Source organism: Bradyrhizobium sp. 23 (assembly GCF_023073295.1).
Taxonomy (GTDB): Bacteria; Pseudomonadota; Alphaproteobacteria; order Rhizobiales; family Xanthobacteraceae; genus Bradyrhizobium; species Bradyrhizobium canariense_D.
This window is the reverse complement of sequence record NZ_JADPJF010000079.1, coordinates 5,051-18,962: the sequence shown is the minus strand read 5'-3', so window position 1 is coordinate 18,962 and position 13,912 is coordinate 5,051. Positions and strand designations below refer to the sequence as shown.

At 60.3% G+C, this 13,912-nt stretch carries 9 protein-coding genes and 3 pseudogenes; 7 read left to right on the top strand and 5 right to left on the bottom strand.

The genetic code is table 11. The annotated features are described in order from the left end of the window. Positions 1 to 463: pseudogene (locus tag IVB32_RS20220) on the bottom strand (IS21 family transposase); the annotation flags it as partial. A gap of 392 nt (positions 464 to 855) precedes the next feature. Between IVB32_RS20220 and IVB32_RS20215 the strand changes: the two are divergent. The 7 genes from IVB32_RS20215 (at position 856) to tesB (ending at position 9,915) form a co-directional block, all read left to right on the top strand. Further along, the gene (locus tag IVB32_RS20215; RefSeq protein ID WP_247411039.1) at positions 856 to 1,620 is read left to right on the top strand and encodes an SDR family NAD(P)-dependent oxidoreductase; all 765 of its coding nucleotides are present in this window, start codon (positions 856 to 858) and stop codon (positions 1,618 to 1,620) included. A gap of 84 nt (positions 1,621 to 1,704) precedes the next feature. Next, entirely contained in the window at positions 1,705 to 2,784 is a 1,080-nt protein-coding gene (locus tag IVB32_RS20210; RefSeq protein ID WP_247411036.1) for an ABC transporter substrate-binding protein, read from the top strand. A 46-nt stretch (positions 2,785 to 2,830) separates the two neighbouring features. Then, positions 2,831 to 3,958 (top strand): ABC transporter ATP-binding protein, encoded by a 1,128-nt coding sequence (locus IVB32_RS20205; protein WP_247411033.1) that lies wholly within the window; start codon positions 2,831 to 2,833, stop codon positions 3,956 to 3,958. 100 nt (positions 3,959 to 4,058) lie between these two features. Then, entirely contained in the window at positions 4,059 to 4,862 is an 804-nt protein-coding gene (locus tag IVB32_RS20200; RefSeq protein WP_247411030.1) for an ABC transporter permease, read from the top strand. Further along, complete coding sequence (locus IVB32_RS20195; RefSeq protein WP_247411027.1) at positions 4,862 to 5,659, top strand: ABC transporter permease; 798 nt, start codon at positions 4,862 to 4,864, stop codon at positions 5,657 to 5,659. The genes IVB32_RS20200 and IVB32_RS20195 overlap by 1 nt, the downstream gene beginning before the upstream one ends. 862 nt (positions 5,660 to 6,521) lie before the next feature. Next, positions 6,522 to 8,804 (top strand): CoA transferase, encoded by a 2,283-nt coding sequence (locus IVB32_RS20190; RefSeq protein WP_247411024.1) that lies wholly within the window; start codon positions 6,522 to 6,524, stop codon positions 8,802 to 8,804. A gap of 271 nt (positions 8,805 to 9,075) precedes the next feature. After that, a complete protein-coding gene (gene tesB, locus IVB32_RS20185; protein WP_247411042.1) occupies positions 9,076 to 9,915 on the top strand; it encodes an acyl-CoA thioesterase II in 840 nt (279 codons plus the stop codon). Between the two features lie 359 nt (positions 9,916 to 10,274). On the opposite strand, the gene IVB32_RS20180 is transcribed toward tesB, so the two are convergent. From IVB32_RS20180 to IVB32_RS20165, 4 genes and pseudogenes are all read right to left on the bottom strand, one after another. Continuing rightward, complete coding sequence (locus IVB32_RS20180; protein WP_247411020.1) at positions 10,275 to 11,159, bottom strand: 3-keto-5-aminohexanoate cleavage protein; 885 nt, start codon at positions 11,157 to 11,159, stop codon at positions 10,275 to 10,277. A gap of 564 nt (positions 11,160 to 11,723) precedes the next feature. Next, positions 11,724 to 11,954, bottom strand: coding sequence for a hypothetical protein (locus tag IVB32_RS20175; protein WP_247411016.1), 231 nt, complete (start codon positions 11,952 to 11,954; stop codon positions 11,724 to 11,726). Between the two features lie 262 nt (positions 11,955 to 12,216). Next, positions 12,217 to 12,959, bottom strand: a pseudogene (gene istB, locus IVB32_RS20170) (IS21-like element helper ATPase IstB). Positions 12,960 to 12,970: 11 nt separating this feature from the next. After that, positions 12,971 to 13,912: pseudogene (locus IVB32_RS20165) on the bottom strand (IS21 family transposase); the annotation flags it as partial.

Here is a 13,912-nt window from a genome sequence, read left to right as displayed (position 1 = left end):
CCGAGCACGACATGGGCGTGTTCAAACCCGCAATAGGCCAACCGGAAGTGATACAGGCGATGATCGAGCGGCACGCCAGCGATGCTCACCCCCAGCTCACCCATGTCGGTGAAGTCGGAGAGGCCGACCTGGCCGGGCTCGTGGGTCTGGCGGAAGATCACCTTCTGCTCCTCGCCGCGGATCGCCCGCTAGGCGCGGATCCGGCGCTCCAGCTTGCGGCGGATTCCGGTCCCGAGTTCTCGATGGCGTCGCAAGATCTCTTCGAAGATCGCAATCGGCCGCACGCCGGGGCGGCCTTCAGCATCGGCCCACCGCGGCCTCAAACACGCCGGCCAGGGGATCCGGCCGGCGGCTGCCGCGGGCTCCCTTCTTCCGCGATGGTAAGCGGGGATCCTTCTCAATCCGACAGGCGGTTGGTTGACGTGAACGACGCCTTGGCGGCGGCCACGGGCGGGGTATCGATCTAACGGTACTTCATGTAGAGCCTCATCTGGTAATCGGCAATGTGTCGGCCTGGCAAGTGAGTGATTCCTCTTTGCGGAAGAGCCACTTGCATAACCAGCCGGCCGCGATCACCAGACGGCGCGGTCCCTTGTGGATCGCGCCGTCGCCGAGCTCGTAAATCCGGTCGGGCTACGCCCTCCCTGCGTCACGAGCTCGGCGACGCTCTCTCATCCTGATTGACGCTCTGCTTCCATCCTGGTTGCCGCGCGGCAGAAAACGGCACCATTTTGCAGGATTTAACTGATCTTTGCGTCTCTTTTAGAGTTTTTATATGTGAACAGCCTTCTACGTTAATATCACAAGAACGCGCCCAACAATCCAGTTCGGCGTCATGTGGGGGAGAACGAGGGGATGCCCAAATTGGACCGCAACAGTGATGAACGGCGATCCAATGCAGTTAGCTGCTCGCTCAAGGGCCGTGTTGCCCTTGTGACTGGAGCTGCAGGCGGGCTTGGGAAAGCCATCGTCGCCGAACTCCGCGAACGGGGTGCAGACGTGCATGGTGTCGATATTGCAGGCGAAGATGTATTCCATGCAGATCTTGCGACTTCCAGTGGAAACCGCGCGATGGTCGACCACGTGCTGGGGATTGCCGGACAACTCGACATCCTTGTCCTCAATGCGGGCTGCCAATTCGTCGCACCAATAAATCAGCTCCCTGATATCGAGTGGGAGCGGCTGCGCGGCGTAATGATGGACGGGCCATTCTTCGCCATAAAGGCGGCATGGTCAGGTTTGACGAAGTCTCGGGGCGGCCGAGTTGTAGTCACAGCATCAACTGCGAGCTTTGTTGGGACGGCGGAGAAAGCGGCGTACACGGCTGCAAAGCATGGGGTTCTAGGTCTGGTCCGTACGGCCGCGTTGGAGGGGGCGCCGCATGGCCTGAATGTCAACGCCGTTGCGCCGGGCTGGATGGACACCGGCATGATGCGTAATCAGCTGGAAGCTCAGGCGGCGAGCATGGGTGTGAGCCCGGAGGAGCTCGTTGCGCATCTGCGCGACAGGCAGCCCGCCAAGCGCTTCGTCGATGTTCGTGAGGTTGCGGCAACTATTGGCTTTCTTACCAGCCCCGATGCGTCGGGAGTCAATGGCGTCTGTATCCCTGTCACGTCGTAGCCAGCAATCCGAAGTTCGAATCTGATTTTAGGCCTGTATCGGCGTATCGGCATTAACAATGAGGCTTTCATGGGGAAACGTACAATGCACATCAATCGCCGCCGCGCCATCGGCGTGATCTCCGCAGTACTTGGGGCGCCGTTCATCATCCGCTCGGCAGGCGCACAATCCGCATTACCCGAGCAGACGACTGTGCCTGACATCTTGAAGGGCTCGGGAGAGGTCCTTGTCGCTAACTACGGTGGCGCATCGGGTGAAGCGCAGCAGAAGGCCTGGTTCGAGCCGTTCGAGAAATCGACTGGCATCAAAGTTCGAGTATTTCCCGGTGCCCAATCGGCAAAAGCCAAAGCGATGGTGGACACGGGTAATCTCGAGTGGGACTTGGTAGATCTTGAGCGAGCCTCAATCTTAAAAATGATGCGAGGTGGCGACTATTTCGAGAAAATAGACTATTCGCTGGTTGATGACGGGCTTGGACCCGAATTCCGCTTCGACTACGGGGTGGAAATGGATTCCTATGCCGAAGTTATGGCTTACCGCACCGACGCCTTCAAGGGCGCCGCTCCTAAAAACTGGGCCGATTTCTGGGACACGACGAAGTACCCCGGCGATCGGGCTTTGTGGTCCTTTCCAGAGTTGGAGTTTGCCTTGATGGCTGCCGGGGTGCATGCGGACAAGCTCTACCCGCTCGACATTGATAAGGCGCTGGCTAGCTTCGACAAGATCAAGAAGAGTGTGGTCAAATGGTGGACTACCGGTGCTCAGCCTCCGCAAATGCTCATCGATCGCGAAGTTGTTATGACTTCCGTTTGGAACGGTCGCATGGCGGCATTGCAGGCGCAGGGTGTGCCGGCCGCGATTTGCTGGAATCAGGGGCTATTAAAGCGCGATGCTTGGGGCGTGCTAAAGGGTGCGAAGAATAAGGCCAATGCGATGAAGCTGTTGGCATATACCCTCATGCCAATTCCGCAGGCCCGCTGGGCGATGTTGATTCCGTACGGCAATACGAATGCGGCTGCCAATAAATACATCCCGCCCGAGCGTTTGGCGACGCTGCCGAGCGGGCCTGACATAGCCAAGCAACTCGTGCTCCACGATGCCGAATGGTGGGTCGAGAATGTCGACGTGGCGCAGGCCAAGTTCAACAAGTGGTTGTTGGGGTAAGTTGATGTCGTCAGTAAGGGCCCTTGGTCCACTCCGAAGAGACATTATGGAGCAGGAATTGCCGCCTTCGGATCTATCACGGGACGGCGGTCGCCCCCCCGGCGCTTCGGTGTCGCTGACCAGCTTGGAGAAGCGGTACGGGCCCGTGACGGCCGTCGCCGGCGTGTCGCTCGAAATTCGATCGGGCGAATTCCTTACGCTCTTGGGCCCCAGCGGGTCCGGCAAAACCACTACACTGATGATGATTGCGGGCTTCGAGACTCCCAGCAGTGGCGACATCGCCATTGACGGAGCATCGGTAGTCGCCAAACCGCCGTATCGTCGCAACATCGGGATGGTATTCCAAAACTACGCGCTGTTTCCACACCTGACCGTCGAAGAAAATATCGGATTTCCACTGAAGCAGCGCGGGGTGCCGAAGGCGGAGCGGACGAGATTGGTGGGTGAGGTGCTTGAATTGATGCAGTTGCCGGGCTACGGCGGGCGCTATCCACGCCAACTCTCCGGCGGCCAGCAGCAGCGTATCGCGGTGGCGCGCGCCATCGTTTTCAAGCCGCGGCTGCTCCTATTAGACGAGCCGCTTGGCGCCCTCGACAAGCAGCTTCGCGAAGACCTGCAAATCGAGATGAGGCGTTTGCACGCCGAGCTCGGGATCACGTTCGTGCTGGTCACCCATGACCAGGACGAAGCACTCACGATGTCGGATCGCATCGCTGTGATGAACCATGGAGGCGTTGCACAGATCGGGCAGCCCGAGGATCTCTACGATCGGCCCTGTGACCGCTTCGTAGCGGGCTTCATCGGCCAGTCCAACTTCCTTCCGGCGGTCGTGTGCGGTGTGGAAGGCGATACTGTCGTGACCAAGTGCCAGGGCGTACTTGTGCGAGCTGTCACTTCACAGCGGTTTGCAATAGGCACCGAAGTGACTGTGACGACACGGCCCGAGCGCCTGCGGTTTTCCGACCAGCATGCTGAAGCCGCACGGCCTCTCAATCGCATGAACGTCACTGTGGCCGAAGCAGTATTTGCGGGTGAGCGCTGCCGCTATCTGCTTAAGTCCGACGGCGGAGCATCGATGGTACTCAAGGAAGCCTCGAGTGCGACTGTCCGCCTCCGGGCGGTCGGTGAACGCGCCGAAATTGCGTGGCCCGTTGCTGATACAATCCTCGTCTAACGCCATGTCTGACCTCATCATCACACCGCGTTCGTCCCCGCGCGCTAGGCGGGCGGGATGGCTGGGCTGGAATCTCGTGATCCCGTGGATAGTCCCTTGGTTGCTCGCGGGGCCGCTGCTGGTCTATATGCTGGTGTTCTACGCGATGCCGGTCGTGGCCATGCTGCTGGGCAGTCTAAACGAGCCAAGCTGGTCGTTCGACCGCTACGCGGCCCTCCCTGACGACGCCGTGTTTCTCAAAGTGTTCTGGGGCACCATCAGCACCTCGCTCGTTGTCACGCTTGGGTGCCTTATCTTGGGCTATCCCGTCGCGCTCGCACTCACTCGCGCTCGTTCCTCCGCCCCCCTTATCCTGATCGTCATCCTCATGCCGTTCTGGACTTCAGTGCTGGTACGCAGTTACGCATGGATGGTGCTTCTTGGCCGTCATGGAATCATCAATGAGGCGCTACTCGCGCTCGGTCTGCTCGAGAACCCGATCAGGCTCCTCAACACGACGATGGCAACCGACCTGGCGCTGATCCATATCCTACTGCCCTACATGATCCTCCCGATCGCGAATACGCTGCGGCAGATCGATCGTTCGCTGGAACGCGCCTCTTCGGGCCTTGGCGCCACGCCATTGGCCACCTTCCGACAGGTCACGCTACCATTGTCCATGCCGGGCGTGGCCGCAGGCGTGCTGCTGGTCTTCGTCTCGGCGCTCGGCGCATATATAACGCCTGCGATGGTGGGAAGCTCGGGCGACATCACGCTGTCAATCCTGATCGAGCAACAGGTTGAACAGTTGAACTGGAGCTACGCGGCGACACTTTCCGTTGTGCTACTAGGGACGGCTCTCGCACTCATCGGCATCGGTCAGTTCGTACCCGGCGTGGGCAGCGCATTCAAAATGAGCAAGTGATGATTACCGCCCGCCTCCTCCTTCCGGCATTTGTTGCCCTAATCCTGCTCTTTCTGGCGCTGCCAATCGTCCTGGTGTTCGTGGTCTCTTTCTCCACGGCGGCATATCTGACATTCCCGCCGCCGGCATATGGTTTGAGATGGTATGAGAGCTACTTCGGCAACGCAGATTGGCTGCAATCGACTTGGCTCAGCCTCTGGGTAGCAGTGGCCGTTGTCACGCTTTCAACCACTTTGGGAACGCTCGCTGCGATCGGCGTGGCGCGCCTGCCAAACGCGCTGCGCGCAATGGCCACAGGCCTGATTCTTTCGCCGATGATCGTGCCAGGCATCGTAGTGGCGATAGGCATTTACTACGCCTATTCGCGATTCGGTCTGATTGGCTCTCCGATGGCCATCGTGCTCGCGCACACCTGCCTTGCCGGGCCGTTCGTCGTGACCAGTGTGAGCGCTAGCCTAGCCAGCGTGGATCCCAGGCTCGAGCAAGCAGCCCTGAGCCTTGGCGCCACGCCCGCCGGAGCATTGAGGCAAGTCACATTGCCGCTGATCTTGCCTGGTGTGGCTGTCGGTGCGCTGTTCGCGTTCATCACATCATTCGACGAGTTGATCGTTGCTCTGTTTCTGTCCGGATCCGGGGCGGTGACATTACCACGCCGCATGTATGATAACTTGCGGTTTGAGATCGACCCCACGATAGCGGCGGTAGCGACGCTCACAATTGTTCTGACGGTTTTGGTCCTGGGCGCGGCGCGGTTGCTTCGCAGCCGCTTCGAACACCATCGCCAAAAGCGGCAGTGAATCTGATATTCCAAGCCTCAAGCGGCGGCCTCAGTGAAAACAGATCGAACGCTGCTCAGCGAGGTAAATCGGGCGCAGGGCCTCCGCAAACGTTCGATTGCTGACGGCTCGGGAATTTCGGACGGTCTTTTCGAAGCAGATTGCGACGCGGCCGAATACTTGAGCTGAGGCTGCATTCTACGAGATGGCGTTAGGCATAGGTATGTTTGTGGAGCGGATATTTTGAGCCGCGTGCCGGGTCGTCGGGAATGACGGCGAACGCCTTACTTGGCGGCGATGCCTCTGCGCAAATGATCGGCATCATAAGCTGTGCGGGCGACGACGACCTCGGCGGCAGGTCCTCGATCAATGCGGCGGATTGCTGGATCGCCCTTCTGGCCTGAGGTGAGCGTGAACCGAACGGAGCATCCCAGACGCGAACGTCATATGTATCTTGGTGCTCAGGCCGCCACGCGAGCGGCCCAATGAGTTGATCTTTTTTTGCTAAGGCGTGCTGATGCGAGATATGGTGGAATTGACGATCAGATATTCGAAGTCTGGATCATCGGACATCGGCTTGAACGTCCGTCGCAACGCAGTTGATGCTCCATCTCTGAGACGCCACAAGCCGCTGTTCCATTCCGAGCGCCTCCGATCACGCAAGGAGAGCCCCTCCGTACGATCCGAAGCACACCTGTTACAAACATCGCATTGTCGCGTCCGGTCGAACCCTTCTGGTGCGTATGGAGGAACACTCCACGTTAGAGCGACTGGACGCAGGGTTTCTGCTTTGGAAGAATCCAAATTGATGCATTTCGATTTTGGCGTCTAGGTACTGTCACTTAAGACAAGATGCGCCGCCGCTACGACGAAGGGGAATAAGGTGGACACGACAAAACCATCGGACAGCACGCCGCTGGCGGGTGTGCGGGTTATCGACTTTGGGCAATACATCGCTGGCCCGCTAGCTGCGATGATCCTGGCGGATCTTGGTGCCGAGGTTGTTCGCGTTGATCCGCCCGCGGGCCCGTCGTGGCACCACCCAGCGACCAACCTTCTCAACCGTAATAAGCGGAGCATCGCACTCGATCTGAACCTTCCCGGAGAAGTGGAGATCGCTCGGCGGCTCATTGCGACGGCGGACGTTGTGATCGAGAACTTCCGTCCGGGGGTCATGGAGCGCTTTGGTCTCGGCGGGCGCGATCTAATGGCGGCTTTCCCGCGGCTAGTGTACCTGTCCTTGCCGGGCTTCGCGAGCGGTGACGCAGAGGTTCGCACCGTTCCCGCATGGGAGGGAATCATCAGCGCAGCAATCGGGCAGTTCACCGACATGTCGCTGACTCGCGTGCTGATGGGCAAGAAAGCGTCGTTCTCACCATTGCCGCTTGCGTCAACTTATGGCGCTGTGCCTGGTGCGATGGCCGTTGTGCTTGCACTCTATTCGCGCCTTGCGAGTGGCCGGGGTGACCTGGTCGAGGTGCCGCTCGCGGCAGCGCTGGCTGAGGGCCTTGCTTTCCGCTCAATGCGCCTTGAAGGCCTCCCGTCACGGTATTTGGGGTTGCGGGAACGCGAGATCGCGCGCCGCCAGCAGGCCGGCGAGCCGCTAAATGTTAACTATGACGAAGTTCAGTCGTACCTTGGTGCTCTCTACCGGCGTTATCGATGTGCGGACGGTCGTCATTTCTATCTCGCGTCGAACTCACATATAAATCATCCTAGGCGCGCGCTGGCGCTTCTTGGCCTTCTCGAAGAGGTCACGGCCGATGGGCTCCCCACGTTTGACCCTTGGCTACCTACCTGCTCGTGGGCTTCGGGCGCGGACTGCACGCTTGGCGATGTACTGTCGACGCAATGGAATAAAATACTGACGAAGCGAATTGCGGCAGTGTTCGAGCGCGAGCCGAGCAGCCACTGGGAAGCATTCTTCGGAGAAAAGAAGGTGCCGGGCGCGACTGTTCGGAACACCCAAGAATGGCTTAAGGAAGTCCAACCACTCGAGGCCGGACTTCTCATCGATGTCGAAGATCGGCGTTACGGCCTCATGCGCCAGCCCGCCAATGTGGCGTGGCTAGGAGACATTGCTACTCCCCGCCCTCTGGTGCGTCCGGCGCCCGCCCTTAATGCCGATCGAGAACGGATTTTAGAAGAGCTGCGCGAGGCAGAGCCCGACCTGCGCGGGCCTGCCTCAATGGGCAGCGACGCCTCGGCCGCCCGGGGCTGCCGAGATGGCATCACGATACTCGACCTGACCAACGTACTCGCCGGCCCCACGATCGCCGGCACTCTGCAGCGCCACGCCATACTCTGCCAAATAGATGCGCTGGGAGGTCCGACCGGTGGTCCATGGCGCAACCGGATTGGCTTTGACGAGATTGCACAATCCGTGACCGGCGTGATGGCGAGGTATGGCGGTGGGCTGCAGACGCCTGAGGACCACACGGACGTCGGGACAATCGACGTCTTGACCGGTTACGCGGGCGCCCTCGCGACCGCCATCGCCCTCTATGCTCGTCAGCGCGGTGTGAATACACACCTCGCGCGGGCGTCGCTAGTTGCTACAGCGCAGTTAATTCAACTCCCGTTCATGTACGACCATCCCAATCGTCCGCCGTTCAATGAGCCAAGCGGACCCGATGCACGCGGGACCGATCCGTTCTACCGCTGCTACGAGACAGCGGACGGCTGGCTCTTCGTAGCGTGCAAGCCAAACGAGCTTCCGGCTATCACCAGTGAGCTGGGGATCGATATTACGGCTGAGGATTTGCATCTCGAGCAGACCTTGGAACGAGCATTTGCGAGCAAGAGTGTCGAGGCCGTCTGCGCACATGTACGAGCAATTGGTGTCGCAGCGCAGAAGCTGGAGAATGTCGAGCGTGTACGCGAACGCTACATGGCCGAAAGGGATGGCGGGAGCGGAAGCGCCGATACGACTCTCGTTTTCCAGCGAGACGATCACCACCCTAGCGGCCACCGGGTCGAACTCATTGGACGGTGCGCGCTACGCTTCGCGCGGGCCGTAATCAGAGCGCCAACGGCTGCGCCGAAGCCGGGAGCGAATTCCCGGTCAGTCTTGGCTGAGCTCGAGTACACGGAACAGGAAACGGGCAACATGCTTACAGCCCAGGAAATTAGCGAATCTTGGAGCGACGAGTATTTGCCGTCGTGAAGCGACTACCGCAAAAATCTTCGACGCGTGCAACCGACCGATTTGGTCGCTGGACGACCAGCCCTGGACGTTGAACAAGATGATTGGGAGAACTCGTCCAGAGCACATGAAGATCGAGGCAGAAACTCCGCTGGCATTCTCGCGCGCAGACTGCAAGAGTTCGGAGCATCACATCTGTTTGTCGATCTTCCCTAGTTGTCTCTCATCTTAGAAGGTTGCGTGAAGCATGTTCTCGCAGTGTGATCCTGATGAGGCTCCTTCATTGAAGGAGGTGATTAGCATCCTCGAGCCCGAACGCATCGAGCCAGACTTGTTCCGCGGCCGAAGCCTCGATTTGAAGTGGGGCTACGTGTTTGGTGGACAGCTTGTCGCGCAGGCGCTGGCTGCCGCCGGTCAGACGGTTCCCGAGGACCAGGCGGCTCATTCTGTGCACGGGCATTTTCTGCAGGCGGGCGACGAACGAAAGCCGATCACTTACCGAGTCGAGCGCATCCGCGATGGCAAAAGTTTTGCCACACGGCGTGTGGATTCGATCCAGGAGGGCCGTACTGTCTTCACATTGACGGCCTCTTTTCAGCGGGAGGAGTCCGGCTTCGAGCACCAGGAGCCCATGCCGCAAATACCTGGCCCTGACGGCCTTCTGTCTCAGACTCAGATGGCGCGCAAATACATGGACAGAATGCCGGATGTGGCTCGCGACCAGATGTCGTTCGAACATGCGATCGACATCCGCCCGGTTGATCCCGTCGATATGCTGCACCCCGTTGCAAAGCCGCCGGTGCGCAGCGTCTGGTACAGGGCGTTCGGCACGCTACCGCACTGTCCCGCTCTGCACCGCGTCCTGCTGGCTTTCGTGTCAGATTTGAACCTGCTGACGACCGCTATGCGGCCGCATGCACTGACCTCGGCCACACCGGGTATGCAATCCACCAGCCTGGACCACGCAATATGGTTCCATCGTTCCTTCCGAATGGACGATTGGCTCCTCTGCGCCATGGACAGCCCGACAGCGAGTAGCGCCCGCGGCCTCACACACGGGCGGTTCTTTACCAGGGATGGCCGCCTCGTCGCCTCGGTGGTCCAGCAAGGCCTTATCCGGCTTCGGATCTGAGCACGGTCGGTATCCAGAAGCGTCGATCCGCGCAGCGGCCGCGATAGGTTTGCAAAGTCCCTGTCGGGGGCTTGTGCGACCGCTGGGCCGAGGAACTCGGCTGGTGAGCTCAGATAGGTGGAGACCCCAAGAGAGGGAAAAGCAGGGGAACGTAAGCCGTCTAAAGACGCTCCCGGTTCTCCCCGCTTGAAGCATGGCTCTAACACACGGCGTTCCACCTCGAACCGCCTCGCATGCAAGTTCTTAGAGGGGGCCTCCTGTAGCCCGGAGCGAAGGCAACCGGGACCATCATTCCGTGTCGCCCCGCCCGGTCAAGGATCTCCATGACCAGGTCGTTATCGTCGTCAGGTATCAAACTGCTATCCGCGCTTCACCACGCCGAGAATTTGTCGGGCCTCCGCCGGTGTGGCGACGGTTGCGCCCATACGCTCGATGATTCCAACCGCATTGTCGACGAGCTGAGCGTTGGACGCGAGCACACCACGCCGAAGATAGATATTATCCTCTAAGCCAACCCGCACATGCCCGCCCAATCCCACGAGCTGCGCGACTGCAGGCATCTGGTCAGCACTACAACCGAAGCCGCCCCAAACGGCCCGTGGGGGCAAAATATCTCTCATGGCCTGCATGACAATCGGCACAGCGGGGGCGCCATATCCAGTGCTGAGGCAGAATTGAAACAGTGAGGGATTATCAATTTTGCCGTCCGCTATGAGTTTCTTGGCGATTTCAATGTGTCCAAGCTCGAAGCATTCGAGCTCAGGCTTGACGCCGGCATCTCGCATAAGGATCGCCATCTCTCTTAGATCTGATAGGCGGGCAACAAAAATGCTCTCCCCGGAGCTCAAGGTGCCACAGTCAAGGGTAGCAAGCTCAGGCTGAAGTTTGATCGCCTGAATGCAGCGTCCCATAGGCGGCTTTAGTGTAGACGTTTCGCTGATAATTATTGGATCAAGCGAATCGAGTGAGAGGCTCCCGTCCATGCCGCAAGTTAGATTGATGACGACGTCAGTGGCCGCGTCGCGAATCTTCTTGACAACCTGTTCGTAGAGGTCGAGTCGGTTCGATGGGGCGCCGGTTTCTGGATCGCGAACGTGGATGTGGACGATTGCGGCTCCCGCCCGCGCCGCTTCCAGAGCGGCCTCTGCTATCTGTGAGGGTGTCTTGGGAACGTCGGGATGCTTCGCAAGGACTGCGGAGCTTCCACCAGTTACTGCGCACGTGACGATTACTCTTCGAGACATCGAAAAACTCCTCTGTTGATATCGTAGTGAGCCGAACCCGAAAATGAGCTGGCAAAGTTGGGTGGGCCGCTAGGCAGCAAAGGTCGGAACGATCAGCAATCACGCGCTCCCGTTGTATTAGGTCTCCCCTCGCCCCGGAGCGACCTTCCAACCTTGACCCAATCTGTGCTTTCCGCACGCTTACGGAGTACGCGAGGAAAGGGCTAGCAATTCCGAAGCAACCCGACCCGAAGCCGGTATGCACCTTCCGTAAACTGGAGCGAGAAAGAAGTACTGAGGTAGAAGGCGCGTCGCGGCCGTCAGAGTACCGTCGGCCTCGACCGCTTGCGCGCGGCGCTGATACGATGATCGCCCGAAGATGGAAACGCTCTTGTTCGAAGTAGAGGGAATCTGGTTCACCGGCTCGCTAGGTATCTCGATCTCGGTCAGCAAACCTGCAATTGGCCACTCTTGCCAAGAACGCTCTGCGGGATCTGAAGTTTCCGGCATGGCACAGTGTCGAGAGTAACGTATCGTCGGGCCGCTTCTACTCAGCGAAGCCATTTGGGACGGGAGAGTTGAGCTTCAATTCACAATAACCGTCGCTGAGAGCTGGGTTTCGTCGATTTGAATGCTTCGCCCGCCGAATTTCTTTTCGTTTCCCTCAATCACGAGGATTTCATGATGGGCCCTTGGTCGGCCCTCAAAGGGCTCGTGCACGTCTCTCCCTGTCGTGAACGCAGCTTGTTTCTTTATGGAGATGAACCGATAGGTCAGACTTGCCTCTTCAGGCGCGATATTGAGCCAAGGGGGCATCACTTCTCTCTATCGCTTTGACGACTCTGTGCTCGAGCTGCTTGTTTGCCGATTCCGATGATCTCGCCCACCATTCCGATTTGATGTCGCCCCGGGGCGCGAGGCGTTCTGGCTGTCTGGTTTCTGGCATCGGTGAAGCCGCGGGGTCAACCTTGAATCGCGGCTTGAAGTCCTTCTTCGTCTGCTGCTGCTCTGCTGTGGGCATGTGGGCAACGCTTTTCGCGTTGTCCAAGCGTAGCGGCATGTCCACAGCGCCACGGGCTCAGGCCTTCCGGCCGGGCTTACGAGTTCGCCGCAGGCTCTCGCCGTTGAGATCATCCGGTGGGCGTTATGGACCAGGCGGTCGAGGACGGCGTCGGCGTAGGTGGGGCCGCCGATCAGCGCGTGCCATTGATCGACGGGAAGCTGGCTGGTGACGATGGTGGAGCGGTGGCCGCAGCGGTCATCGAGGATCTCCAGGAGGTCGTGGCGGGCCGCGGCGTCGAGCGGCTCGAGGCCCCAGTCGTCGAGGATGAGCAGATCGACGCGGCCGAGCGCGCGCAGCAGGCGGGGGTGGCGGCCGTCACCGCGCGCCAAGGCCAGATCGCTGAACAGTCGCGGGATGCGCTGATAGAGCACGGAGCGATTGTCGCGGCAGGCTTTGTTGCCGAGCGCCGAGGCGAGCCAACTCTTGCCGACGCCGGACGGGCCACAGATCAAAAGATTGGCGTGGTCGGCGATCCATTGGCCTTCGACCAGCATCGTCAGGAGGCTGCGGTCGAGGCCACGCGGAGTGCGATAGTCGATGTCCTCGACGCAGGCCTGCTGGCGCAGCTTGGCATATTGAAGCCGCTTCGACAGTCGCTTGTCGCGTCGCAGCGACGCTTCACGTTCGAGCAGGAGCGCAAGCCATTCGGCGTGGCCGAGGCTGGCGGCCTCGCCGCCGGCTTCGATGTCGGTGAAGGCCTTGGCCATGCCGTGAAGGCCGAGCGCGTGGAGTTGATCGAGGGTCGGATGGGTAAGCAAGGCGTGATCTCCTAATTGTAGTAGCGCGGCCCGCGGATGCTAGGATGGAGGATCGGCGCGTCGTCCGCGGGGCGCTTGGTTGAAGGACGCCGATCGAGATTGTTGGCGAGGACTGATTTTGACCGAGCCGTAGGTGCGGGCCCCGATGTCAATCGCCCGCATGGCGGCGGCATCGAGCCGCTCGTGCCCAAAGGATCGGGCAAGCCGGATGATGCCGACACAGGCGCGGAAGCCTTGCTCGGGATGCGTGCGTTCATCGAGGATCAGGTTGCACAGCGCGGCGGTGGCCGACCCGATCGCGGCGGCCTCCTTGCGGATGCGCTCGATGGTCCAGCCGGCGTAGCGCCGATGACTGGACGCCATGTCCTCCGGGACGGTGGTGTGCTTGTGGTTGCCGCTCATGCGCTGATGCGCGGCGATCCGCTCGCCCTTGTAGAAGATCCCGACGGTGCGGGCGGTGAAGCGCACCTCGACCTCGCCGCGGACGAAGCGATGCGGGACGCTGTAGTAATGCGCCTCGACCTCGACGTGATAGTCGATGCTGACCCGGCAGATCCGCCACTCGGCGAACACGTAAGGGCTCTCCGGCAAGGTCTTTAGCGCCGGCCGGTCGATCTCCTCCAACAGCTTGCGCCGGGTCACGCCGAGCCGCCGGATTGGCCGCTCCTCGTTGAGCCTGGTCAGCAACTCGGCAATCGCTGCGTTGACCTCGGCGAGGTTGTAGAAGGTGCGGTGGCGCAGCCGCCCGAGCAGCCAGCGCTGGACCATCAGGACCGCCTGCTCGACCTTCGCCTTGTCCCGTGGCCTTCGCGGCCTGGCCGGCAGAATGGCGGTGCCGTAATGCGCCGCCATGTCGGCGTAGCTGCGGTTGATCCGCGGATTGTAGAGGCAGGCCTTGATCACCGCGACCTTGGTGTTGTCCGGCACCAGCAGCGCCGGCACGCCGCCGATCG